General features: G+C 47.9%; 24 protein-coding genes. 10 read left to right on the top strand and 14 right to left on the bottom strand.

Translation table 11 applies throughout. From position 1 onward, the window contains the following. Positions 1-16: 16 nt before the first annotated feature. Positions 17-346 carry an HU family DNA-binding protein gene (locus tag V5T57_RS17655; protein ID WP_332892575.1) on the bottom strand — a complete coding sequence of 110 codons (330 nt, stop codon included), beginning with the start codon at positions 344-346 and terminating at the stop codon, positions 17-19. A 155-nt stretch (positions 347-501) separates the two neighbouring features. Between V5T57_RS17655 and V5T57_RS17650 the strand changes: the two genes are divergently transcribed. Then, positions 502-1,107, top strand: coding sequence for a ParA family protein (locus V5T57_RS17650; RefSeq protein ID WP_332892574.1), 606 nt, complete (start codon positions 502-504; stop codon positions 1,105-1,107). Positions 1,108-1,355: 248 nt separating this feature from the next. After that, positions 1,356-1,736 (top strand): ankyrin repeat domain-containing protein, encoded by a 381-nt coding sequence (locus tag V5T57_RS17645; protein ID WP_332892573.1) that lies wholly within the window; start codon positions 1,356-1,358, stop codon positions 1,734-1,736. A gap of 217 nt (positions 1,737-1,953) precedes the next feature. Here the strand turns inward: V5T57_RS17645 and rfbD are convergent, their stop codons facing one another. The 4 genes from rfbD to V5T57_RS17625 form a co-directional block, all read right to left on the bottom strand. Beyond that, entirely contained in the window at positions 1,954-2,853 is a 900-nt protein-coding gene (gene rfbD / locus V5T57_RS17640; protein ID WP_332892572.1) for a dTDP-4-dehydrorhamnose reductase, read from the bottom strand. Between the two features lie 8 nt (positions 2,854-2,861). Further along, entirely contained in the window at positions 2,862-3,485 is a 624-nt protein-coding gene (locus tag V5T57_RS17635; RefSeq protein WP_332892571.1) for a hypothetical protein, read from the bottom strand. A 10-nt stretch (positions 3,486-3,495) separates the two neighbouring features. Then, positions 3,496-5,784: a putative bifunctional diguanylate cyclase/phosphodiesterase gene (locus V5T57_RS17630; protein WP_332892570.1), complete on the bottom strand. Its 2,289-nt coding sequence runs from the start codon at positions 5,782-5,784 to the stop codon at positions 3,496-3,498. Between the two features lie 63 nt (positions 5,785-5,847). After that, complete coding sequence (locus tag V5T57_RS17625; protein WP_332892569.1) at positions 5,848-6,597, bottom strand: DUF547 domain-containing protein; 750 nt, start codon at positions 6,595-6,597, stop codon at positions 5,848-5,850. 98 nt (positions 6,598-6,695) lie between these two features. On the opposite strand from V5T57_RS17625, the gene V5T57_RS17620 reads away from it, so the two are divergent. Further along, positions 6,696-8,678: an ABC-F family ATP-binding cassette domain-containing protein gene (locus V5T57_RS17620; RefSeq protein WP_332892568.1), complete on the top strand. Its 1,983-nt coding sequence runs from the start codon at positions 6,696-6,698 to the stop codon at positions 8,676-8,678. A 181-nt stretch (positions 8,679-8,859) separates the two neighbouring features. Here V5T57_RS17620 and V5T57_RS17615 read toward each other — a convergent pair whose 3' ends face one another. Both V5T57_RS17615 and V5T57_RS17610 read right to left on the bottom strand, forming a co-directional pair. Beyond that, positions 8,860-9,726, bottom strand: coding sequence for an FKBP-type peptidyl-prolyl cis-trans isomerase (locus V5T57_RS17615; RefSeq protein ID WP_332892567.1), 867 nt, complete (start codon positions 9,724-9,726; stop codon positions 8,860-8,862). A 104-nt stretch (positions 9,727-9,830) separates the two neighbouring features. Further along, positions 9,831-10,106 carry an integration host factor subunit beta gene (locus V5T57_RS17610; RefSeq protein ID WP_332892566.1) on the bottom strand — a complete coding sequence of 92 codons (276 nt, stop codon included), beginning with the start codon at positions 10,104-10,106 and terminating at the stop codon, positions 9,831-9,833. A gap of 577 nt (positions 10,107-10,683) precedes the next feature. Here V5T57_RS17610 and V5T57_RS17605 point away from each other — a divergent pair. Both V5T57_RS17605 and V5T57_RS17600 read left to right on the top strand, forming a co-directional pair. After that, positions 10,684-11,013 (top strand): hypothetical protein, encoded by a 330-nt coding sequence (locus V5T57_RS17605; RefSeq protein ID WP_332892565.1) that lies wholly within the window; start codon positions 10,684-10,686, stop codon positions 11,011-11,013. 83 nt (positions 11,014-11,096) lie between these two features. After that, positions 11,097-11,366: an IS1/IS1595 family N-terminal zinc-binding domain-containing protein gene (locus V5T57_RS17600; protein WP_332892564.1), complete on the top strand. Its 270-nt coding sequence runs from the start codon at positions 11,097-11,099 to the stop codon at positions 11,364-11,366. Positions 11,367-11,516: 150 nt separating this feature from the next. On the opposite strand, the gene V5T57_RS17595 is transcribed toward V5T57_RS17600, so the two are convergent. Next, positions 11,517-12,890 (bottom strand): N-acetylmuramoyl-L-alanine amidase, encoded by a 1,374-nt coding sequence (locus V5T57_RS17595; RefSeq protein WP_332892563.1) that lies wholly within the window; start codon positions 12,888-12,890, stop codon positions 11,517-11,519. A gap of 69 nt (positions 12,891-12,959) precedes the next feature. On the opposite strand from V5T57_RS17595, the gene ubiG reads away from it, so the two are divergent. After that, positions 12,960-13,682: a bifunctional 2-polyprenyl-6-hydroxyphenol methylase/3-demethylubiquinol 3-O-methyltransferase UbiG gene (ubiG, locus tag V5T57_RS17590; RefSeq protein ID WP_332892562.1), complete on the top strand. Its 723-nt coding sequence runs from the start codon at positions 12,960-12,962 to the stop codon at positions 13,680-13,682. A 41-nt stretch (positions 13,683-13,723) separates the two neighbouring features. On the opposite strand, the gene V5T57_RS17585 is transcribed toward ubiG, so the two are convergent. Next, positions 13,724-14,116: a hypothetical protein gene (locus V5T57_RS17585; protein WP_332892561.1), complete on the bottom strand. Its 393-nt coding sequence runs from the start codon at positions 14,114-14,116 to the stop codon at positions 13,724-13,726. Between the two features lie 14 nt (positions 14,117-14,130). Between V5T57_RS17585 and V5T57_RS17580 the strand changes: the two genes are divergently transcribed. Next, positions 14,131-15,129, top strand: a complete 999-nt coding sequence (locus tag V5T57_RS17580) for an RluA family pseudouridine synthase (RefSeq protein ID WP_332892560.1) — start codon at positions 14,131-14,133, stop codon at positions 15,127-15,129. A 45-nt stretch (positions 15,130-15,174) separates the two neighbouring features. Beyond that, positions 15,175-15,591, top strand: a complete 417-nt coding sequence (locus V5T57_RS17575; RefSeq protein WP_332892559.1) for a hypothetical protein — start codon at positions 15,175-15,177, stop codon at positions 15,589-15,591. A gap of 4 nt (positions 15,592-15,595) precedes the next feature. Here V5T57_RS17575 and V5T57_RS17570 read toward each other — a convergent pair whose 3' ends face one another. Then, positions 15,596-15,784 (bottom strand): hypothetical protein, encoded by a 189-nt coding sequence (locus V5T57_RS17570; protein ID WP_332892558.1) that lies wholly within the window; start codon positions 15,782-15,784, stop codon positions 15,596-15,598. Positions 15,785-16,244: 460 nt separating this feature from the next. On the opposite strand from V5T57_RS17570, the gene thpR reads away from it, so the two are divergent. Further along, positions 16,245-16,790 carry an RNA 2',3'-cyclic phosphodiesterase gene (gene thpR, locus V5T57_RS17565; RefSeq protein WP_332892557.1) on the top strand — a complete coding sequence of 182 codons (546 nt, stop codon included), beginning with the start codon at positions 16,245-16,247 and terminating at the stop codon, positions 16,788-16,790. Positions 16,791-16,912: 122 nt separating this feature from the next. Then, positions 16,913-19,798 (top strand): hypothetical protein, encoded by a 2,886-nt coding sequence (locus tag V5T57_RS17560; RefSeq protein WP_332892556.1) that lies wholly within the window; start codon positions 16,913-16,915, stop codon positions 19,796-19,798. A gap of 73 nt (positions 19,799-19,871) precedes the next feature. Here the strand turns inward: V5T57_RS17560 and V5T57_RS17555 are convergent, their stop codons facing one another. The 4 genes from V5T57_RS17555 to V5T57_RS17540 all read right to left on the bottom strand — a co-directional run bounded on the left by V5T57_RS17555 (position 19,872) and on the right by V5T57_RS17540 (position 23,436). Next, complete coding sequence (locus V5T57_RS17555) at positions 19,872-20,366, bottom strand: chemotaxis protein CheX (protein WP_332892555.1); 495 nt, start codon at positions 20,364-20,366, stop codon at positions 19,872-19,874. A gap of 377 nt (positions 20,367-20,743) precedes the next feature. Continuing rightward, complete coding sequence (locus V5T57_RS17550) at positions 20,744-21,511, bottom strand: tyrosine-protein phosphatase (protein WP_332892554.1); 768 nt, start codon at positions 21,509-21,511, stop codon at positions 20,744-20,746. Between the two features lie 105 nt (positions 21,512-21,616). Further along, complete coding sequence (locus V5T57_RS17545) at positions 21,617-22,903, bottom strand: TRAP transporter large permease (protein WP_332892553.1); 1,287 nt, start codon at positions 22,901-22,903, stop codon at positions 21,617-21,619. Further along, positions 22,900-23,436, bottom strand: coding sequence for a TRAP transporter small permease (locus V5T57_RS17540; protein ID WP_332892552.1), 537 nt, complete (start codon positions 23,434-23,436; stop codon positions 22,900-22,902). The genes V5T57_RS17545 and V5T57_RS17540 overlap by 4 nt, the downstream gene beginning before the upstream one ends. Positions 23,437-23,614: the final 178 nt, after the last annotated feature.

Raw genomic sequence — 23,614 nt, 5'->3', positions numbered from 1 at the left:
AACAACAGGATCAAGATTACTCAGGATCATCTTCTTCACTGGGCATAGGGGGAATCTGCTTCCAGTCACGGCCACCATTAAGCCGTTTACGCAGTTCTGTATCGGATTTAAAATACGGAACGTTCTTGCCAGGAAGTTTCATCATCTGCCCGGTATCAGGGTGTCTACCCAACCAGGGGGGAATTTTCTTAATTGCAAACTGCCCAAACTCAGGAAACAAGACGGGTTCACTACGCCCGAGGCAATCTTCGACATTGGAGAGCAGGTCCGCAATAATCTCAGCAACCTGCTCAGGCTCTAAATTGCGTTTACGCGCAATCTGTTTAATCAGACCCTGGAGATCCATCTCGGCATCCTTTTTATAGGCTTAGGCGTCCGGTTCTACGGGTAAGGTGGCGCTTACCACTAAGCGATCAGGTATAATAACCGCGCAAAGTGTAGCAGCTTTCAGGATAAAATGGGATAACATCCCATCATTTCATACCTTGGAGTATCAGCATCATGCAAAGTGTGGCATTTTTTCATCAAAAAGGGGGAACAGGCAAGTCAACACTGGCCATGGCCAGTGCTCTGTTTTGTGCCGCACAAGGTCACCGGGTTATCTTGGTGGATGTCGATAATCAAGGAACAACCACCCACTGGTGGCAACAGTGCGCCCACCACTACCCCGATTTGGCATTAGAGACCAGGGGACAGCTTCAAGAGAGCCTTCCTGCCCTACTGCCTCGCTTAAGCCACAGTTTTGATCTGTGTCTTATTGATGCCCCCCCGGCTTTGACGCAAAGCACCATTAAAATGCTTGAGTATTGTGATGGATTGATCATACCAACACGCCCCAGTCCTCCTGATCTTTGGGCTTTAGAGCGCTTAAGCATGCTTCTACACACCCCCCCGCTAGATACACTGTCTCACCGTTTGGTTTTTAACCAGCATCAAGGGGAAGATCTATCCCTGCTGCAGAACATGCCTGCTGTACAGGATTTAGACCATCATCCAACAGTCATACCCTATCATGAAGCTTATCCAGCCCTGTTTTTAGGACAGCCCTTAACCTTGGCGATCAAACAACAGATGGCCGCTCTTATGAGCTCATGGCTACCGCAATAGCTGTGTTGTTTTTTTCCCTAGGCAAATAGTGCCACTTCGAAAAATTGGGGTATTTTTTTCCTATCTAGAATCTATTTAAGCTAGGAATAAATCATTAATATTCCCTATATTTCAATCATATACAGAGTTAAGCATGTTTGGCATACCCCTTGTAATGGATAAGGTTGCCGGAACTCTGTCATAGAGGCCGGCAAAACCACCACCACACGAACAGTTTCGTTTGTGTGCTATTGAAGGAGGAGCCGGCCATGAAACGCTTTACCGGTCTAATCCTGATTGCACCTGGCCTGCTGCTTACTGGCATGATCTCACTACCTGAGAAACCTGCCTCCGAGCGACATAAAGATGCGATCACGCAAAAGGTGCGCTATGACGCACCAAGTGTTGAGCTGCGCATGCGACAAGTGAAGTACCCTTTTGTGATGTCCGATGCTCAAGATGAGAAGCGGGATCTAAAAGGTTATACCGATCTAATGTGGGCAGCAGAAAATGGTCATTCTGTATTGGTGGCCGAACTATTGGCGGCGGGATCGGATCCCAGAGCCACAAACTGGTGGGGGCAATCAGCACTTGAGCTGGCCCGTGCCAAGGGACACGAACAGATCGTAGCCCTGCTTAAAAGAGAGTGACATGCCACCCTTGTGGTTAACACCATAAGGAACCGACACTCTCTGCACCCGAGCAAGGACCCCAACTTCCCCCAAATGAAGCCCTTGCGCTCTGCGCTAACGCTTAATAGAACCGGGGTCTGGTGCACACATGCCAAGGAACGTGATAGGGCGGAATGGTTATCGTACCACCGCCCTGGTCACGGACCGACTTACACCCGCGTTTACAACACCACTTTTACCCCTTATTCATCTGCTGCAACTCCTGCATAACCGCACCCAAAGCCTTCTCCCATGTCGGGGGCGTTGCCTTTTGCCCCAACCTGTTACTCAAAGCTGAACTATCCAACACAGAGAATGCTGGCCTGGGTGCAGGTGCACCATATTCAGCCGCGGTTGTGGATTCTATTGTTACAGGCTTTGATATCAAGGCTAACTCAAGCGCACGATCTTGTATTGTTTGTGCAAATTCATACCAGTTGGTTTGCCCTGCGCAACTCCAATGGTAGAGCCCCCCACCATTTTGAGTCGTTATCATATCATCGGCTAACAACCACAGCAGCTCAGCTAGTGCGTGACAACTGGTCGGGGCCCCCCATTGATCGGCGACAATACGTAAAGGGGAGACCCCCTGCCCCATTAAACGCAACATTGTGGTTAAAAAGTTTTTTCCCTGGGCATCATAAAGCCAGGTCGTCCGTACAACCGCACCTTGCTGCCCTAAATGTTCAAATATAGCCTGTTCTCCAGCCCGTTTACTTTGACCATATACAGACATGGGGTTGACTTCATCCTGCTCCGTATAGGGTTTGCACGCTTGGCCATCAAAGACATAGTCTGTAGAAATTCCCAAAAGAGGAATATCATGTGAGGCACACCATCGCGCTAAGGCCTCACTCGATTCAGCATTGAGCTTAAAGGCTGCCTCTCTATGCTGTTCTGCGCCATCTACATCGGTCATTGCCGCCGTATGGATTAATAAGTCAGGAAGACCCTTAGAAGGTAAGGATAAGACATCTGGCTGCGAGAGATCCCATTGATCTCGTCCAAAACAGCGACAATGATACTCTGCAGGGGTTGAACGGACCAAAGCACGTGCCAGCTGACCATGGGCACCTGTTATCCATATTGTGGGCATGATATGTATTACTCCGGCTGTTTTGAGGCATCCCAGGCATGGTAGAGCATAAGTGTTGCTTGCCATTTAAACCCTTTACCTTGGCGTTTAAGCATACTGTTTAATAAATAGCGTTTTGGTTGACCGTCAGCCCCTTTTAAGGTGACTTGAAAACCAGAAATTCGACATTGACCCGATTGCGCCCCCACCATCAAATGCTCAAGAACCTCTTCCGCTTGCTGAGGGTTCATAAAATAGTGCGCAGATAGCGGATGCTCCTGAAGAATTTGTTCCAAACTTGTTTCCAGATGATAGGCCGCACTATCGCTAACCATGGCGGGTTTGACCTCTTGTAATGCTTTTTGTGTCATCGCCGCTGGATATGCCACAAACACATAAGGCACGGCATCCCGAATAAAATTATGCTCTGCTTTACGAATATTGATCGCTTTTGCGGTACGGGTGATAAAAAAGGGCGGAATAAAAGGCACGACAAATTTAGCTTGAGCACACCACGGAAAATAGCTGCTCAACCATTGAATCAACGCCAATAGAATCAGAATGGAACTCCCCACAACCAGCGTTGCCAAAGGTGGCCGGGAGATAATGTATTCCAACTTTGCCAACACAGGACCAGCAGGTGAGTAAGCCATACCAGAGCTCCTAGTTAGAATGCGCGTCATTGAACTGCTGTACAAAAGCAGAAAAATCAGTCACAGACAGCGGTTTACTAAAATGGTAACCCTGAACAATGTCACTACCCAGAGCTTCAATGGCGGCTAAATCCTCATCGGTTTCCACCCCCTCGGCAATAATACTAAGGTTTAAACTGTGCCCAAGCTGGATGACAGCCCGACAGATCGCCGCATTATCCGCATCTTTGGCAATATCAAAAACAAAGGATTGATCGATCTTCACTTTTTGCACAGGAAAACGTTTAAGATATGAGAGCGAAGAGTAACCGGTACCAAAGTCATCAATAGATAGAGATGCCCCGGTTCCACGAAGTTGCGTTAACACCGCCATGGTGGATTCAGCCCCCTCCATCGCCACACTTTCGGTGATTTCCAAATCCAACCATTGAGGATCCAAGCCACTTTGGGCTAATGAACGATTTACCTCTTCCACCAGCTCTGGATCACTAAACTGCACAGAAGAGAGATTTACAGCCACTTTAAGTGGTGGCAACCCTGCATCTTGCCAAGTTTTGTTTTGATAACATGCGGTTCGTAACACCCAACGCCCAATGGGGATAATAAGCCCACTTTCCTCAGCCAAAGGAATAAAAACACCGGGCGATATATAGCCGTTTTCTGGATGTTTCCACCGAATTAAAGCTTCCATTCCAGAGAGAGTACGGCTAGGCACCGCCACCTGCGGCTGATAAAAGAGCTCAAACTGCTCCTCTTCTAAAGCTGTACGCATTTCGCGTAGCAACGTATGGCGGGCCATCATGCCTTCATCCATAGACTGCTCAAAAAAGCAGTAAATATTCCCTTTTTCCCCTTTGGCTCGATAGAGCGCCAAGTCTGCCTGACGGGTTAAATCTTCGACCCGCGCCCCATCACTGGGGGATAGAGAGATACCTAGTGAGGCCTGTAACTCAACCTCTTCTTTTTTTGCTTGGAAGCTCTGGTCAAAAACACTTAATAGTGCTGCCGCACTATCTGCAGCAGCAAGAGGGTCTGCCACATGCAATACAACCGCAAAGAGATCCCCACCCACCCGGCTTAAGGTTGCCGTTTCTGGAACCCGGGGGCGCAAACGTTCCACCACCTGTTGCAAGATACGCTCTGAACATGCGCGCCCCAAACGCTGGATAATGGTATCAAAATGGTTTAAGCCCAAATAGAGTACTGCCACCATAGGCAATTTAGTTTCACCACGGCTGACACGGGTTAAAGCACGGTCAAGACGATCATCAAATAGACTACGGTTCGGTAACCCTGTTAGACCATCATGGTTGGCTTGGTGTAGAAGCTGAGCTTCAAACTGCTTGCGGTCTGTAATGTTGGCACCATAAAGGTTCACATAGCCTGCAGCTAAGATAGGCGCCATACATAAACCAAATGTCTCAGTACCCGCATCGACTTCAAAAGCCAACTCTTCACCACTGTTTAGAGCATCTTCAATCATCTCTTTCCACGGCGAGGTCAATGTGGGTTTCTCTTCCTGATCAATCCCCCATGCTTGAAGCACAGGTTGACTGGCAGCATTATGGTAAAGAACACCACCACCACTGGCCACACGCATGACCGGGTTAATGTTCTCTTCAGGAAAACGGGCCAAACTTAATGCTCTTTTTTCAGCTTCAATTCGCTGCGTCACACTGGTTGCATAAATGTTGACATAACCAGTCTCTGTGATGGGTGCCAAACGTAGCTGAAAGGTCTCTATATCCGTTATTAGGTGTAGCTCTCGTTCATCTCCCCAGGCAAGGGTATCGGCAATGACATCCAACCACGCTTGATCCAGAGACTCTCCTCCTAAAGAGGAGATCAACGGCTCACTCGCAGCATTGGAGAACAAAACACTTCCCTTACCATCCACACGTAAGACCGGGTTGGCATTCTCTTCAGGAAATCGCGCCAAAGATTTTAAATGATCCCGCTCACCGACCAGGCGGGTGACATCCGTCCCATGTAATTGAAGCAGCTTATGATCACCTGGATGATGTATTTGCACAGCAAACACCTGTTCACCAATGCGGATCTCAAGAGTCTGCCCGTGCTGTTCCTGCATGGCATTTTGCACGCTAAGCATCAGGTCAGCAGGCAAGAACATGACTTGATCTGAACCATGCCAGAAGGTAAGCCACGCTCTGGCCGCCTGATTGACGTAGTGAAGATGACCCTTTGAGTCACAATGTATGATGGGGCTTGGATGTTCATCAGGCATATGGCTTATTTGCGGTATGTCACTTACCTTTGCCGCACGGCGTAACCACCACATCAACCCAAAACCGAAAAAGAGCAGAAAAATTAATAGATAAAGGTGCATATAATTAAGCCTTAGTTAGTGACCATTTAGAGCCCAATCGTAGGGTATATCTGCTTGGATTTTGCCAGAAGGCCATGCTTTAGGCGTATGATGCCGCAGGAAGTTGGGTAGATCAACAAAGTCAGACTTAAACCAGTGAAAGATTTGTGAAACATGAACCGTGTTACCGGAACGGTACAACCCCTTCACAGAATTGGCTAAAAAGAGTCTTGTCTGTTCATCCAGCTGCTGGTCTAAACTTTCAGCACTATAGGCTGTTGGTCGTAGATCTGGGCAACTACGGGAAGCACAGACAATGGCAAAGTGTATCCTTGGTTCTGCCAGTTTCCGTAAAATTTTATGTTCCAACTCATCCAGCGTCATGAGCTTGCCATGCACAATACCCGCGTTGTGCTTCCATACCGGCCATAACCAGGATCCAACATCTTTAATGCTTTTGACGGGCCAGTTATCAATCACCATTTTTATGGCCAATATATTGTAAGCATTGATATAAAATGCCAGTTTATCAGCTTTGGTTTGTAAAGATTCAACGGGAGTCTCTTGTAGCTTGATGACCACACGCTCCCAACGGGGGTCCGACTTTAAACCTTGATAATCCACCCAGTTTAACGACAACCCTCTCTCTACATGCCCCACTTTGACATAGGTCTGAAGAAGTGCATCGTAAACCGGCCAGCTTTGAGACCCGGCCTGTGCCTGAGGGATCATCATCCCTAAGATAACCACCACAACGGCCCAATTTCCCTTTACATAGCCTATCATGCCTCGCCTCCTGTTGTGATAAACCGTATGATAGAGCCCCTTTACCAAGGTTGGATGAAGCACCCCACCTAAATGTTCAATGGTTGATGAGGTTTTGCATGTTACGCCTGGAAAAAGTGGAAAAACGATTTGGGGCCACCCAAATACTCACCCATACCGACTTGGTCATTCATCCTGGAGAAAAAGTAGGATTAATTGGCCTAAACGGTATGGGAAAAACCACCTTATTCCGGATTATTGAAGAGACGGAATCCCTCGATTCAGGTCGGGTTGAACGACACCCGCCACATATGCGTATTGGTGTTTTACGCCAGGAGCTAACACCTTCTCATCGCTCAATTTTACAAGAAACACTGGGGGGCATCCCGCAACTGTTGAGCTTATCTGATCAACGGGAACAGCTGCAGCAACAAATCATCGATGAACCCGACCATTCCGATTATGAACAGTGGATCACCCAGCTTGGCGATATTGACCATGCCCTTGAAGATCTGGATGCTTATACGGCTGAAGCACGCGCAGGGGCAATTTTACTGGGCTTAGGCTTTACAACAACAGACCTTAAGCAGCCATTGGATGCTTTTTCAGGAGGGTGGCGTATGCGCGTTGCCCTGGCACAGTTACTATTCTCAGCACCTGACTTAATGCTGCTTGATGAACCAACAAACCACCTAGACCTGGAGTCTGTCGCTTGGCTAGAGCGTTACTTGTCGGGACTCTCCGGTGCCTATATTTTAATTTCACATGATCGGGACTTTCTGCAACGAACAACCCGTATAACCGTGGAACTCGAAGACGGTAAACTCACGCGCTATAAGGGAAGCTTCGACGCCTATTTACATTGGAAAGCTGAACAGGCTGAGTTACTCAGCAAACAAGCTGCTAAACAGGCTGAAAAACTGGAAGCGATGCAACGCTTCATCTCGCGTTTTCGTGCCAAAGCGACTAAAGCCAAACAGGTTCAAAGCCGCGTAAAACAGATGCAAAAAATGGAAGCCCAAAAAGTAGAAGCCCCTGGCCAGGGACGGGCTGCCCCCATTATTCGGCTACCAGATCCACCCCCTTGCGCATCACAAGTGGTAACCATCGATAAAATGGATATGGCGTATGGGGAGACACAAGTTTTTGCCAAAGCTGAACTTGAAATCAGCAAAGGATCACGCATAGGGCTGCTGGGGCCAAACGGCCGAGGTAAATCAACACTCTTAAAACTACTTTGTGGGGATATTGAGGCCACACAGGGTCTGGTCAATTTGGGGGACCGGGTGAAACCAGGCTTTTTTGCTCAGCACGCCTTAGAGTCTTTACGCCCCGAAGATACCATACTTGAGTCAGCCCGTATGGTAGCCCCTGCGGGTACAACCGAAACCCAACTACGCACAGTCTTAGGAGGCCTACTTTTTTCCGGTCAAACTGTGGAAAAGCAGGTTTCTGTACTCTCTGGCGGTGAAAAAGCCCGACTAGCCCTTGCTCGACTCTTTCTAAGTGGTGCCAACTTCCTACTACTTGATGAACCCACCAATCACCTGGACATGCCTTCACGAGCTGCCCTTGAAGAAGCTTTAGAGTCCTACCAAGGCACCTTTGTTTTGGTTTCACATGACCGGTCACTGCTCGAAAGTGTATGTGACCGGTTTGTTGCCATTTCTCAAGAACGTTTACACGCCGTTGGTGAAGATCTTGATCACTATCTGGAACACTTTGTTGAACAAGAGAACTCTGCTGCCACACCTGAGGCGGATGAAGATAAGAGCACCTCAAAAAACCGCTCTAAAGAGAGCAAACGTGAAGCCGCTCACATACGTAACACCTTACATCAACAGACCAAACCATTTCGCACAAAGCTGACTAAGTGTGAAAAATTAATCCAGACATTAGAAGCTGAAAAAGAGGTCATGGATGCTGCCTTGACTGACAGCAGCCTATATGACGAAGCCAATAAGGAAACATTGAAATCTCTCTTAGAAACAAGTAGCCAAACCGAAAAGAGTTTGGCCAAAGCTTGGGAGGAGTGGGAAACACTCTCTATGGAGATTGAAACTCTAGAAGAGGCCGCGAAAGAAGCATTGAACGAAACCTAAAGGTGACTTTCTCATATATTCGCTTCTCTCATGACCATCTATGCTTCAAACCCTTTATGGGCGAGGCCCCAAAAAATCACGGCGGGGTTTGGTTAGAAAGAGGGCTATAAAAAAGCCGCCTTCTTTCCTATGAAATAAGGCGGCTTTTCTAATGACGTTGCTGGTGCATCCGGTTAAGCGCTTATTTAGACTGGATCAGCTCAACCTTAAAGATCAAAAGCTTATTTTGACCGATAACTGGAGGACGGCCTCTTTCACCATATGCCAAGTGGGGTGGCAAGTAGAGTTCATAGATACTCCCACTGTTCATAAGCTGTAAGCCTTCCGTCCAACCCTGTACGACTTGATTCAGGGCAAACTCAATAGGCTCTCCGCGCTTATAAGAGCTGTCAAATACCGTTCCATCCAGCAGGCGCCCCTCATAGTGAACCTTTACTTTAGAGGTTTTGCTCGCAGGCTTGGGGCCGGTTCCGGCCTTTAGAACCTTATACTGCAAACCTGACATGGTGGTTCGCACACCTGATTTGCGCCCATTGGCCTTTAAAAAATCCTCAGCTTCTTTCAGATTATTGCTCTGCGCGGCGGCTTTCATCTTGGCCAACTCTGCACGACGACGTAGTTTTTCATCACGTAACGCCTGCTTCATATCTTGAGGTTGCATTTTCAGGGACTGTCCGGTCATTTTATCCCGAATTCCCATCAAAAGCGTATTGGTATCTATATCAAAACCTGTCTCTGCCAAACTTTGCGCCAGATTAACCCCAAGCGCATAAGATAGTTTATCTTTTTTACTCATTAAAGTTTCAGCAGAAAGTAATCCGGGCAGTAGAGTTACTGCAACGCAGAATCCCATCAGCGAGCTTTTCATCACATACGTCATACCATCCATCCTTTGTTCGAATACCCCTAAATAAACTACGTCTGGTGACAGGATGCAACCTGCGGCACCACCATGACACAAAGACTCTGCGCTCACAACCAACCCTAAAAAGCTTGGAATTATTTCTTCACCCTTTTTGATAGGCCTACCAACATATGCAGACAGCAAAATGGCCTCTCCATTTGCATGAAGAGGCCATAACTATGCATCGATCTTTCCAGGAATAGAAAAATCAGAACGTCTGTTCATAAGCCTGTTGATTGCAGCGTTGGTTAGTGATCAACCCGCTCGCGCATCTCTTTACCGGCTTTGAAAAAGGGTACCCGCTTTTCAGATACGGCGACGGAATCACCTGTCTTGGGGTTACGGGCTTGACGGGATTGGCGGTGGCGAACTTCAAATACGCCAAATCCACGCAATTCAACACGCTCACCCCGTTCCATGGCCTTGACAATTTCACCCAAGACTAAAGAGACCGCCAACTCGGCGTTCTGCTTGGAAAGACCATGTTGCTCCGCAATCATCTGGATCAACTGAGACTTGGTCATGGCGCTCCTCTAACTCACTTAACTATCTAAGGGACTGGTTTTTATGCTCAACTGGAGAACATTTTAACACATACCCAAAATAATTGAACCACTGTGCGTACGCAAATGGAAAAAAAGGGTTACGGTCATAACGCTCTTCTGGAGCTGCGAGCACAGAATATACCCCACTTTAACCGTACACACCATAGCAAAAGTATTTTTTTAGTACCGATGGCATAGATTATCAACACGCCATGTTTTCTCCATGCAACCCCCCAAACACCAAAAACGGTTTAATGACATACCCTGCGTATTTGGGCGGGTTATCTTAACTTTTTTAGCAGGCTCTTAAGCGCTGTTTGAGCACAGCATTATATCATAGAATTCATTGGCTGTTCGACACATGCACCTTCAAACAAGCCGCCGCCAGCTAACTTTAGCTGCGTATATCATTCACATATCATCAAAGTTGATACAACTCAGAAGGTTTACCACTTCTATTTTTTCTAAAAAACAACTCACAAACGGCTTACCTATTGCATATAAAACAATCAATAAGATCTAAACTTCGGCTAAAGCTTGCACCAGGAGATGCCAGATGTCTTCCAAAGATATGAACACAACCTATTCAAAAAACATGAAAACTTCTGGAAGAATCGCCACCCCCATGCTGGCACATTGCCACGGCAATGAAACCACAGGCGTTGCGGAAAAACTTGCCTCTGAGCTTAAGCAAACCCGCAGACCGACAACAGAGGCTGACATATCGAACGCCCAAAGCCTTGCCGAACTCTGCGCTTCTGAAAATTATTCTGCGGCCATGACAATCCCCATGCAACAGGATGATACGAGCCACGCTTCAACGCTTGTGACAGATCTATATGACATACCAAAAGATCTTATGCGCCAAACACGCATTCAAGATTAAACAACGCACACGCTGCATCAAACTACCGGACATGGGTACACCCCCCCAAATACCGGACTATAACGATAATGTGGGAGAGCAAAATGGCTACCATGGAAGTCCACGTACATTGCCCTGATTGTGGCAGCCTGGATGTGATTAAATTTGGTAAAGACCGCCACAACCGTCAACGTTTTCGCTGCAATGACCATTTTTGTGAACGCACCATCTTTATGATGGAAGACCCCGACTGGTGGCGCTTTGAAGAGATGAAGAAACAGATTGCTGTTCATTTATTAAGTGGAAATGGCATACAGCAAACCGCCAGCAATCTCGGTCTGCACCCAGATTTTGTCACGCGCATGGCCAGATAATCACACACTCTTTATAAAAAAGCCGGTATCGAACCATTCGATACCGGCTTTTTTTATATCGGTTACTTACGTCATCGTTTCAAATGTAAAAAGGGTCGCCCCATAACTTGGAGCGACCCTTTTTAAAATCCACCTATCGCGTCTACAACTTTACGTGACAACCCTTGAAGCTCTAGCAAAACGCTCAACCCCACGGAAAAGCCCCTTCGCCAAAGTTGCCTGGTAGTTCTCTTTCTTAAGCAACCGCTCTTCATGGGGGTTTGAAAGAAAAGCCAACTCAACCAATACCGATGGAATATCCGGCGCTTTAAGTACCGCGAAGCCCGCTTGCTTTACATTCTTATAGTGCAGCTTGACTTTTGGCATCGTATCTAGGGAATCCAACAAGTTACGGCCAAGCACCAAAGAACGGTTGAGTGAATCGCGCTGAGAGAGGTCCATGAGAATACCTGCAACCTCAGGGTCCACCACTTTACCCAGATTCACACCACCCACCAAATCGGTATTATTCTCTCGTTCCACCAAATCTTTGATTGCACGATCTGGTGTCGGTTTCCCTTTTTCAGAGAGGCAATACACGGAGGTGCCACGCGCAGAAGCAACGCGGAAAGAGTCGGCATGCAGACTCATAAACAGATCAGGATCATGTTGACGCGCAATACCCACGCGTTTTTTCAGGGAAACATAATAATCCCCTTTACGCGTTAAATGTGCACGATATCCAGGGGTGGCGTTGACCATATTCGCCAGTTTTTTGGCAACCGTCAGAACCACGTCTTTCTCTTTAACCCCTGTTCGACCCACAGCACCAGGATCTTCCCCTCCATGCCCAGGGTCGATAACCACAACCATCTCATCCCGATCAACCGTACGGTTACGGAATGGGTCATTACGGCGCTCAAGTTTAGCTTGACGCTCAAGTTCCCCTTTACGGTACAGGTCAATCACCAAACGCGGACCACGTTTCTTGGTCGCTTTTAGCAAGAAAGAGCGCGGGCGAACCTCTTCATTCAATTCAAACACTGCCCGCGTTGTATTCGGACGAGGAATACCCATACGGAACGCACGAACCACCGGATCTTTAATCCGTAAATTATGCGTACTGTGAGAAAGCGTAGCGTTGTCAATATCCAACACCACACGATCCGGATTTTTAAGGCGAAACAACGTATGCTTAACGGGCCGCTCCAAATCAAACACCACTCGGGAGTGATCAGGCGCAGTCCAAACACGAATATCTTTGATACGATTAGGACGCAAAGAAGCTTCAGCTAGCCCAGGCAGCATTAAACCACCAGAGGTAACAGCCAATAGCTGCAACAACTGTCGACGATTAACGTCTGACAAACCATTGAGCCGTTGATGAAGATCTAAAAGATCCATATTGTCATCCGTAACCATGGCAATCAGGTCTCGAAAAAAGGTTGAGAACCATGTTCCTTCGCGCTGTCGCAGGTTATAGTAGCCCGTTAGCACTAAAAAGGAACCAGGCGCACCCCCTGAAACCTCAGGCGTGCGCAGCATAAATCAGTTCAGCATAGATACAGAAGCAAGGAACATGCCGCTTAAAACGGTGGTGTGAGGAGGGTTTCCATGAGCACGGATGTGGATCTGGAAGAGATCGCAAAATTTGAAAGTATGGCGCATGAGTGGTGGGACCCTACAGGGAAGTTCCGTACTCTGCATGAGATTAACCCCGCCAGGGTCGCTTATATAAAAGAGACATTGACCGGTCAAAAAGAGGGGGACCTACATGGTACCCGCTTGCTGGATATCGGGTGTGGTGGCGGTATTTTGTCAGAGTCACTCTCTGATGGTGGCGCAGAGGTTACCGGAATAGATCGTTCAGATAAGATTATTGGGATTGCCACAGCTCACCAAGCAGAGAGCGGCTCTACTGCCACTTACCGGGTACAATCGGCTGCCGATCTTGGTAGGGCTGAACCTGAAAGCTATGATGTTGTACTCGCCATGGAGGTACTGGAACATGTACCTGACATTACCGCGTTTATCGGTGACTGTGCAACGTTACTCAAACCTGGCGGCACCCTCTTTTTTGCAACCTTAAACAGAACCCCAAAATCGTGGCTGTTTGCCATTGTTGGGGCCGAATATGTGCTGCGCTGGTTACCCCGTGGCACCCACCAGTTCGAAAAATTTATTAAACCTTCTGAACTACGCACCGCACTGCAAAGCAATGGGCTGGATATGCAGACCGTGCGCGGACTCTCATACAACCCAATCAATAGCCAGTGGCGTATCACCAACGATACCCAGGTCAATTATTTGGGCCATGCCATCAAGCCATTAAAATAGAACCTCTTGGGCCTTCCTGCAGCAGGAAGGCCCAAACCCAATTATGGCGATTCAGGCTTTATAATAACGCGACGCACAAGATTACCTGCAGCATCGAGCATGACCACTTCATTTCCTGCTGCAGTCCGGACCCATACTGCAACACCGGCTGGCGTCCCCACCATTTGCTCGACCTGCCCCTGTATAGGCAGAGTCAGTATTGAATTAGTTTCAACCATATGTTTTTTAACAGGGATGGGTGCTGGGGTTTCAGCGACAGGATGCGCTGCTTTAACCTCTGTTTTTTGTGATTTATCTCCACGTTTTTGAATGACCATCACAATCAACGCAATAGACATGATTAAAATCAGCACACCACCACCGATCACACCCATTTTGAGAAAGCGCATACTCTTGCTGGCAGGCTGTGAATCTGTTTGTTTTTCATTTTCCATGGAGCTCTATTCCTGTGTCTGATCAAAAAACACCAAGCATCCTTCAGGTCACCCTTACGGAGACCGATCAAGGCTTACGGGTAGACAAGGTGTTGGGCGGGTACTTTCCTGACATCAGCCGGTCATCGTTGCAACGCTGGATTAAAGAAGGCCGCATCCTTATAGAGGATCTTCCGGCCAAACTACCCAGTCAAAAAGTTAAAGCCGGACAACAGGTCACCATTCATCCTGCGGAACCTGAACCAACAGAGGTTCAGCCAGAGGCTATTCCGTTAGAGATACTTTTTGAAGATGACCACCTACTTGTGTTGGACAAACCGGCTGGCATGGTGGTACATCCTGGCGCAGGTGTCAACCACGGCACCCTTGTCAACGCCTTACTTCATCACTGCGGTACGGCGCAGAATCCTCACGCTGGGCTTTCAGGTATTGGGGGGGTTATCCGCCCAGGTATTGTACATCGCCTAGATAAAGATACCAGCGGTATCATGGTTGCTGCTAAACATGACAAGGCCCATATTCAACTCTCCAGTCAGTTTGAACAGCGCACCATTGGCCGACATTACCTAGCCATAACGCGTGGCACACCCAAACCTGACAAAGGCCGGGTTGAAGGGGCTATTGGGCGCCACCCTATACACCGCATTAAAATGGCCGTTGTCACACAGGGTGGACGCGCCGCCGCGACCCAGTACCGTGTGCTTGAGAGCATGGGTGCTTTTGCCCTAATTCGTTGTAAGCTAGAGACAGGTCGAACCCATCAAATCCGGGTACATATGACCCATGCAGGCCATCCTTTGGTGGGGGACCCTCTTTATGGGCAGCAGCAAAAAGCCCCAACACACTGGCCACAAGCACAACGGTCCCTTTTTAATCAGTTTCAAAGGCAAGCCCTGCATGCCCATACCTTAAAATTCACCCACCCCATAACGGGGGAGGATATGGCATTTAAACGTGCACCACCCGATGATTTTAGATTACTCTATGAAACGCTGGTACAGATGTCACAATAGCCATATCTGCACCTACGACAGGTCAGGTGCTAAGGAATTTTTATCATGCAAGAAAATGATCAAGAGATCCCACTCCCTCCCGCCACCAGTGCCCGTCTCGCACGCTGGGCTACGCTGACACAGGACCAACCCCCAGAGCAGTTAGCTCAGTGGCAAGATCGCCCAACCAGCCCATGGGTTGTCGTCATTGAAGATGGTCCGGCCCTAGATCGCCAGCGCTATATTGCCAAATTTGAGCTACAAGAAGAGATACCCTTTTGGGCGTATACGCTATGCAAAGCTTATTTGGATGATGTGGGAGAGTGGCCTCTATTTGGTTTTCAGGCGGATAAAGCTTTGCTGCAATTTGAAGAACATACCGACATTGAAAAGGCAACCAAAGAGGTAATTGAGTGCCTGAACACAGTCTGGCCAGAGGTAACATTGGTCTATTTAGGGCAAGGTGAACCTGAGGATCACTAACCGCTCAACTGCCCATATCTTCCCATGCACCAACGGAGACCATGTAATCGAAGAGAAGCAGGGTCAATACAATTACGATAACCGCACCTGCTAAAAAGGCCAACCGCCAGACCAAAGAGACCGTTCCACACTCGGGACAGCGCGAGTTCTGTTCCGGGTTGTACCATTTACCACAATCGGTGCATTGGCGCATAGAAGGACCCTGTCATAGACTGTCGGGATGGGGCATAAGTTAGAATAGGTTCAGTGTAAAGAACTCTGGGGCTAAGCTCAATCCTGCAAATAGAAGTTTTGATCCCATAGCGGTCAATAAAATACAGAATACACACTTAACACCTTGGCTAAAGCAGGTATAGCATGCAACACATCTGCCCCTAAAACTAACAACTAACAAGGGGCCAAACCAAAAACGTAAGCTTAACCTGACAGCACGTTAGGTACACAAACGTTTCAAGTGTTGACGACAGAATCATACAGAGAACATACACCCCCGACATCTACCTTATCGATATCAGTTCTCTAGAAGCACCCTCAACGAGAGGATACAAGAACAACCCAAGTCGACAGCGCCTATCAGCCAGCCCCTCTTCTTTGCATCACTTTTATGGCGATATTTCCTCCATACATATCTCTTAAGGATTTGAGGTAGAACCATGGAATATCAACGTCTTTTTATTGCGTTACCCCTGCCCCCTTCTCTGCATGCTGTCGTGAACACCTACCAAGAGAAACTTCAGCCTCTCCACCCCAAGTTTCACTGGACCCCCAGTAGACGCCTCCACCTGACTTTGCTCTTTTTAGGTACACAACCAACCACATGCATACCCACATGGCGATCACGACTGGATACCATCGCCAGCCTTACTGCACCATTAGCGCTACAACTTGGCCAGCTTGGGGCTTTTCCCACCCCATCCCAGCCCCATGTCATCTGGCTGGGTATGGCAGGTCAAAGCTTAGCTGGGCTACACACCCTCGCCAATCAACTAAGTCAGCACCACCCATCGCAAAAACCTTTTATTCCCCACATTACTTTAGGAAGACACCATGGTCGTGGCGCTACAGAAGCATTGACGCAATCCTCTTCAGCTCATGGGGCATGCTGGCAAGCCAAGGAAATGACACTCTTCAGCTCCAACCAGCCTAAACCGGGGAAATTATTCTACACGGCATTACACACATCTAAATTTTCTCTTTAATTTCTGAATCTTTCACGGATTGCACGGTTTTTGCGTTTTCAGGCATTGCGAGAAGTGTAAACCTTGTTCATCAGGCGTGTTGCCGTCACTTATGACACACGCTTAATTCGGTGGAAATTGCCATGAAGGTCTCCAAGATCTGGTTTCAAGAGAAGCGTCTGGTCCCCCAACTACAGGCGGATATTGATGCTTCAGCCAAAGTGAAGTTACAAACCCTGAAGCGTGAAATTGTAGAAATGCTGACAGCTCAGCGTTTTGTCACTTTTACCAAACAACGCTACTTTCACTATGATAACCAGCTGAACTGCCTATGGTTAATTTACCAGTTCAAGGGCCGTCCAGATGAGATGTTTCGCTATGTCTCTAAACTAAGGGTCTATGCGTTTAACCATTGGGAAGTTCCAGATATTGATGATCTGCGAACCATCTCTATGGAATCGCTTTTCTATACCCACCCGTTGCTTAAAGATGCCACGGTTTTATCCGCCAACGCTTCCAAAGATGGTGTTGGCTATCAAACCATAACACTGGGCCACTCCGGTCGCAGTGGGGCTTCACAAGAGATGCAAACCATCTTGCCCATGCATAGGGTTAATCAACGAGATATCTTTAGCTTCATTATTGCAAACTCTTTGGTGCCCACTGGTATTGAGGGGATAGAAGAGAAGCTAAAAGAGCTCTATGAACTAACGCTTTCACTTAATCCCGATAAAAGCAACGACACACCCAAGCCCCCTTCCCTTCGAGCATTGCAGCATGTCCTGTTAGAGTCTGACTATGTTCGGGCACGGCTGCCTGTACTGGAGCCTTCAACCCTAACAGATATGGGTAAAGGGATGTGGGAGCTCTACCAGCCAGAGCAACCGCCAGGTGAGGGTTGGCAAGAGGTCGAGCTGGAGACACCTTGGGAAGCACGTAACCCTGAACAGGATATACGTGATGGTGTTGTGGCCATTGATTTTGGCACAAGCTCAACAGTTGTGGCCTGTCGTGAAAATGGCAAAACCACCCTCTTACGGGTTGGGATGTCTGATCTTTTTCAAAAGCCCCAACCAAAGGATTATCAAAACCCAACCGTTTTGGCCTTTCAAAACCTGCCAAAAATTATGGAAGCCTGGAACAGTGAAGCCTACCAGCCTCTCGTAAGCTGGGATGATTTTCACTTCTCTCATCAGGCACTGGATGAACTAAGAGAAAACCAGTCCGCCCAAAATGTTGTTGCGAGCATTCTCACAGGCATTAAACAGTGGCCACTGCGCGCTGAAGGTGAAGGGGAGCTGCGTATCGTTGACCAGCAAACCGATACTGAGATTATTGCCAAACCGGGCTCCACGCCCATGCCAGCACCACAGACCCATATTACAGTCTCAGAAGATGATCCTCTGGATCCAATTGAACTCTACGCCTACTATCTGGGGCTCTATATTAATCATCGGGCCAGTGGTTTGTTCCTTGAATATTATATGACCTTCCCCATCACCTATCCCAAAGATGTTAAGCAACGCATGCTTAATGCTTTTGCTCGGGGTTTACAGCGCAGCTTGCCACTCTCTTTAATTAATACACCTAGCATGCGTCGGTTTGTTGTTAAAGAAGAGGCTTCTGAACCGGCAGCCTATGCAGCTTGCGCACTCAATGAACTCAATATTGAATCCACCGACAAAGGTAACGCCTTTGCCGTATTCGATTTTGGTGGTGGTAGCTCAGATTTTGATTTTGGTATGTTCCGCACACCGTTTGAGGATGAAGAAGCTCAAGGGTATGAGGCGGTTATTCGACACTTTGGTGCCAGCGGCGATATGTATCTAGGGGGTGAGAATCTTGTCTCTCAACTTGCCTACCGTACATTTATTCAAAATTTGGATGCTTGTCGAACCCATAAAATAGCCTTTACCCGCCCTGTAGAGGCTGATCTGTTCCCTGGTCATGAGCTTTTTGTGGAATCTTCACATGTGGCCCAAACCAACACATCCTTAGTTATGGCAGCGGTTAGACGTTTCTGGGAAAGCTTTGAGTGGCATGTTGATCCAGAGATCCTCTCCCAAACTATTCCTGGCAGTGATGGTGACCGCCGGCGTCGTCATACCGACTTAATTGGAGACGCTCTAAGTCTAGCCCTTACCAGTGAAGAGTTTGATATTGATCCCAATGCGCAAAGCCTACCACCAGATAAACGTATTGAAGAGTTAGAGCTGGAACTGCTTAACCGTGACCGGGAAAAAGTCACGGTTACCTTCCAAGTTGACCGCAACCAGCTAAACCACTTCCTGGTTCGTCGGGTAGGCAAAGGGATTTTAAGGTTCTTCATCGCGCTGAAAGGGGCCTTTGAAGGGATCAATGAACACCCTGAAGAGGTACATATTCTCCAAGCGGGTAACTCCTGCCGTTCTCATTTGGTGCAAGCACTGTTTACCGTCTTTTTACAGAAAAAGATGCATGGCTGGGAGCCACCACCCAACGGTATTCGTAAAAACCCCATTCTTGAGAGGGTCCAGCAACATGTACCCTTTATGCGCTATGTGGTACATCGCCCCCCTGTAGGCGATGTAAACAACCCCTACAAACCCACCGCCAAAACAGGTGTGGCTATTGGTCTTCTGAAGTTGATTCCTGGTGAACCACTATTGGCGACCGGGCCAACGGATGAGAACAGCTCGGGGGAGGCCCCATTCCGGCTTTTTGTTGGGGGTATCCGCAAGACCCAGTTTGTGCCGATACTCAAGCAGAACAGCCCTTACTTTGAATATCGTGAGCTTGGCGTTCCAACACGTGGCGTGTTTAACCTCACCTACTCCACGTCACCTCAAGCAGGTCTTGGCACCTTACAAAGGGGTTCCACAGAGATTAAAGAGCGCAGTCTGCGTTTTCATCCAGGCTTAGAAGGGAAACGCCTCTTTATTCAGGCTGTCGCCCCTTTCAAAGTTGAACTCTGCCTAGCAGACTCCTTAGCACAGATCCTTAAGCGCCCTGAAGAGGTTGCTTATCAAGAGGTGCTGGAACTTAAATAAGTGAGTTCTGCATAAGCCCAATAAAAAAGGCCGCCCATTGGGCGGCCTTTTTAAATACGATCAAACATGCCGGTTAATCTTCGAGTTTCATGTCCTCAAAGAACCCTTCCACAAAGAAAGGCCCATGCTCGATTTTGAAGTACTGTTTAATACTGTTGAGCTTAGTTGAATACTGCATGGCATAACTGGTGCCAGTGATTACGGTCGGTGGGGTCAAGGCGATGTCCCCATATTTTTCACCCAGGCGTGTTTGCAAACCACCCGCGACCATGTTGCACAGCTCACCAAAACCATCAGCGGCTTCTTCATTTTTAAGATCTTCGTATGTCTCGCCAGAAAAAGAACCCGCTAATGCTGCGGCCACATACATTGGGCAAGAGAGATGAATACCACCTTTTAAACCACCGCCAAAACCGACAAGGGCTGTGGCTTCAGAATCTGGTGGAGCATAAGGTTGAAACTCTGGCTTAGCAATCACGGGTCCGGGGGTGACCTCCAACATTAAAAATGCCAAAAAGATCTCATGCACCGAATCGATGATCGCCTGTGAAAATTCCTGCTTGAGCACACTCGCCTCCAGCTGGCCAACATCATTAAACCGTCCGAATAGACCAATCCCCCTGATCTATCCTTGGATAATCCCTAGTTAAACCAAAAAATCAGGGACTTACCCACCAAAAGGAGCCTTGCACCCTCTCCCTTTATTGACCTGACACCTTATCATGACAGATCTGACAATCCGTCTTGGTGTTTATTGATCTCCTACTTTTTTAACATGAAGAGACCAACAAATCACCTGCTTGTGTTACATGACCGCACTTTTTCGTAATCTCCATACAAAGAGGGCATCTTTTACGTAGATCACATTGATATTACCAACCATTCTTTCGGGAAATACTATAATGAATCTAAAAATAGCAACCCAAAAAACACCCACACCTTGCACTACGCCAGGGCTTGCCCGTCAAGAATTCTTTGCGGGTTGGTCATAACCATCTGAGTAGCCTTATCTACACCAAATTGCTGAGCCACCAGGCGAACAGCATCTCGCATAGCCGGCTGCCGATGGTGAATATCATGGGTATCTGTCGCAAGTACCTGTACCCAGCCTTGCTCAATCCAAGTATCAATAACAGCGGCTGTTTTTTCTCCATAGCTGCCACAAACACTACTACACGTTACCTGCGTCTTACAGCCCAATGCCATAAAAGGTTCTAGGCGGCTGGGATCATGACGGAATGTTCGAATACGCTCAGGATGCGCAATAACAGGTGTGTAGCCCTTATGAACCAAAAGCTCGCACATATACAGCTCTCCACCCTGCAAGCCTGCATGGGCAAATTCGGTCAGCACATAGCGGCATTTACCTTTGGCATTATGCTGCGTTAATAGCGGTGCAAAGCCCGTCTGTAACTGCTTTTGTGTATGGGCATTAAGTCGAACTTCAGCCGCCCCATAGATGGTGAGTGGAATTTGAGCTTCGTGAAGATGTCGACGCAGTACATCAACAGAACGGCTGACAATCTCCGCCCCATTGTTCCAATTACTTGCTGGGTTTAAATGTGGTGTAGCGACCATCGCAACGATCCCATCAGCAACAGCCATACGGGCCATATTTAAGGCCATTTGCATACTACTGGCGCCATCATCCAACCCTGGTAGGATATGGGCATGAAGATCAATATAGCCTGCGAGCGGAACCGAACTATTCACACCGGTTAATCCTTAACCTAAAAAACCATAACCCAAGCCGTGAAGATCGTAAGGGGCTGGTTCGTTTTTAACAAACCAACCAGCCCCCTTTCAAGGAAAGTGTGACTAGCCGTACAGAAGATCAACCATAACCAGACTGAGCCAAGGTACATAGGTAATCACAATCAGCGCGACAATCAGTACCATCATCCACGGCAGTGCCGCTCGTGTTACAGCACCTAAACTCATACCAGACAACCCTGCCGCTACATAAAGATTAAGCCCGACAGGGGGTGTAATCATGCCCACTTCCATATTGGTGGTCATAACAATCCCTAGATGAATCGGATCAATCCCCAAGTTTATAGCGATAGGATGGAACAGCGGTGCCAAAATGAGCAGAATGGCAGAAGGCTCCATAAAGTCACCGGCAAACCAAAGGATGACATTGACCAGAAGCAAGAACATATAAGGGGAAGGCTCACTGGCCATCACCTGCTCGGCCAACTCCTGGGGAATACGCTCTTCGGTTAACACATGGGCAAAAATCATGGCACAGGCGATAATGAACATCAGCATAGAGGTCATCTTGGCTGAATCCAACATCACCTTGGGAACATCTTTAATGCCCATATCCCGGTGCACAAACAATGCAATAGCTGCCGAGTATACCGCTGCCACTGCTGCCGCTTCTGTCGGCGTAAACACCCCTCCGTAGATGCCACCGACAACAATAAAGATCAGTAACAATCCCCAAAAGGCATCCAGAAAAGTCTTTAAAAGGTGACCTGCACCCTTCCACTCTTCTCTGGGCATATTCATACGCTTGGCGGTAATCCACGTCGCCGTTAACAGCACTCCACCCATCACCAAACCCGGTAAAATACCTGCAATGAACATTTTACCAACCGACTCTTCAACAGCATCCGCATAGACAATCATAGGAATGGAGGGGGGAATAAGAATACCCATAGAGCCGGATGTGGCAATAACCCCCACAGCAAAGCGTTTATCATAACCCGCAGCGATCATGCCGGGGATCATGATAGAACCAATGGCGACCACTGTGGCGGGTGATGAACCGGAAATGGCGGCAAACAACATACAAGAAACAACACCAGCCATGGCCAAACCACCCGTCATCCACCCCACCATAGCCTTGGCAAACTCAATCAGACGGCGGGAAACCCCACCTGTTGTCAGAAAATGAGAGGACAGGATGAAGAAGGGAATGGCCAGGAGCGTGGTATGCTCCATGGTATCAAACAGCTTTTGGGCCACCGTAATGGCCATGGAAGGATCATCGGTTGCAAACAGAACGAATAACAGACTGGAAAGCCCCAGACTGATGGCAATAGGTACACCAATGAGTAGAAGAAAGATTAAACCTAAGAAGAGAAATAGCGTCGTCATACCATCTCCTCCAATTCATCTTCACCCTCGCGCTTATGGATACGGATAGCATGCCCATGCCAGATATCAAAACCAATCCGCACAAAGTGTATAAACATCAAACCCAGCCCAATGGGTATACTCAGATAGGGAATCCATTGAGGCATTCTTAAATCCTCAGACAGATCTCCAAACATGCGTATTTCCATGGTGTAGATAATGGAGTAGTAGAACACCACCCCAACAAAGAGCAGGCAACTAAACAGAGCGGCTAACACCAAACGCCGCTGCCAAAGCGGTGGAAATTTTTCCACCAAAATATCAATACCTAAGTGACCACCAGCCTTAACCAAATGTGCCGCACCAATAAGCACCACCCAAGCGATGGTGTATTGAACCGCTTCCAAGGCCCAGGTCAGCCCCGTTTCAAAGACATATCGAGCCACCACATTGGCAAACATCAGCAGAGTTGCCCCAGCCAAACCAAGGGTGATAATTACCCGCTCCAACCAATCCAAGGATTGATCGGTTATTTGCATCCATTTGGAAAACATGATCCACCCTTTCCTTCCATGACCTGACTTCGATGGCCAGGTACTTTTTCGCCCCCCTCAAGTACTGTTTGGGTCCCTCTATCTTTTCAAGCAAAAGCCTGTCACGCCGCTCTATAAAAGCTCTTTATATGCTTAAAACCAAACAGTGTATATCAATAAAAAGAGCCGGATGCTTAAC

Source organism: Magnetococcus sp. PR-3 (assembly GCF_036689865.1).
In the GTDB taxonomy this organism is placed as follows: domain Bacteria; phylum Pseudomonadota; class Magnetococcia; order Magnetococcales; family Magnetococcaceae; genus Magnetococcus.
Note: the sequence above shows the minus strand (reverse complement) of the source record. Positions and strands in the feature narration are given on the sequence as shown.

Bases quoted from the DNA above. Each gene is read 5' to 3' on its own strand.
- V5T57_RS17575 (WP_332892559.1), top strand. From the start codon at position 15,175: ATGCAAGAAAATGATCAAGAGATCCCACTCCCTCCCGCCACCAGTGCC.
- V5T57_RS17625 (WP_332892569.1), bottom strand. From the start codon at position 6,597: ATGATAGGCTATGTAAAGGGAAATTGGGCCGTTGTGGTGGTTATCTTA.
- V5T57_RS17630 (WP_332892570.1), bottom strand. From the start codon at position 5,784: ATGTGGTGGTTACGCCGTGCGGCAAAGGTAAGTGACATACCGCAAATA.
- rfbD (WP_332892572.1), bottom strand. From the start codon at position 2,853: ATGCCCACAATATGGATAACAGGTGCCCATGGTCAGCTGGCACGTGCT.
- V5T57_RS17610 (WP_332892566.1), bottom strand. From the start codon at position 10,106: ATGACCAAGTCTCAGTTGATCCAGATGATTGCGGAGCAACATGGTCTT.
- ubiG (WP_332892562.1), top strand. From the start codon at position 12,960: ATGAGCACGGATGTGGATCTGGAAGAGATCGCAAAATTTGAAAGTATG.
- V5T57_RS17570 (WP_332892558.1), bottom strand. From the start codon at position 15,784: ATGCGCCAATGCACCGATTGTGGTAAATGGTACAACCCGGAACAGAAC.
- V5T57_RS17635 (WP_332892571.1), bottom strand. From the start codon at position 3,485: ATGGCTTACTCACCTGCTGGTCCTGTGTTGGCAAAGTTGGAATACATT.
- V5T57_RS17605 (WP_332892565.1), top strand. From the start codon at position 10,684: ATGTCTTCCAAAGATATGAACACAACCTATTCAAAAAACATGAAAACT.
- V5T57_RS17585 (WP_332892561.1), bottom strand. From the start codon at position 14,116: ATGGAAAATGAAAAACAAACAGATTCACAGCCTGCCAGCAAGAGTATG.
- V5T57_RS17655 (WP_332892575.1), bottom strand. From the start codon at position 346: ATGGATCTCCAGGGTCTGATTAAACAGATTGCGCGTAAACGCAATTTA.
- V5T57_RS17645 (WP_332892573.1), top strand. From the start codon at position 1,356: ATGAAACGCTTTACCGGTCTAATCCTGATTGCACCTGGCCTGCTGCTT.
- V5T57_RS17540 (WP_332892552.1), bottom strand. From the start codon at position 23,436: ATGTTTTCCAAATGGATGCAAATAACCGATCAATCCTTGGATTGGTTG.
- V5T57_RS17545 (WP_332892553.1), bottom strand. From the start codon at position 22,903: ATGACGACGCTATTTCTCTTCTTAGGTTTAATCTTTCTTCTACTCATT.
- V5T57_RS17650 (WP_332892574.1), top strand. From the start codon at position 502: ATGCAAAGTGTGGCATTTTTTCATCAAAAAGGGGGAACAGGCAAGTCA.
- V5T57_RS17560 (WP_332892556.1), top strand. From the start codon at position 16,913: ATGAAGGTCTCCAAGATCTGGTTTCAAGAGAAGCGTCTGGTCCCCCAA.
- thpR (WP_332892557.1), top strand. From the start codon at position 16,245: ATGGAATATCAACGTCTTTTTATTGCGTTACCCCTGCCCCCTTCTCTG.
- V5T57_RS17620 (WP_332892568.1), top strand. From the start codon at position 6,696: ATGTTACGCCTGGAAAAAGTGGAAAAACGATTTGGGGCCACCCAAATA.
- V5T57_RS17595 (WP_332892563.1), bottom strand. From the start codon at position 12,890: ATGCTGCGCACGCCTGAGGTTTCAGGGGGTGCGCCTGGTTCCTTTTTA.
- V5T57_RS17600 (WP_332892564.1), top strand. From the start codon at position 11,097: ATGGCTACCATGGAAGTCCACGTACATTGCCCTGATTGTGGCAGCCTG.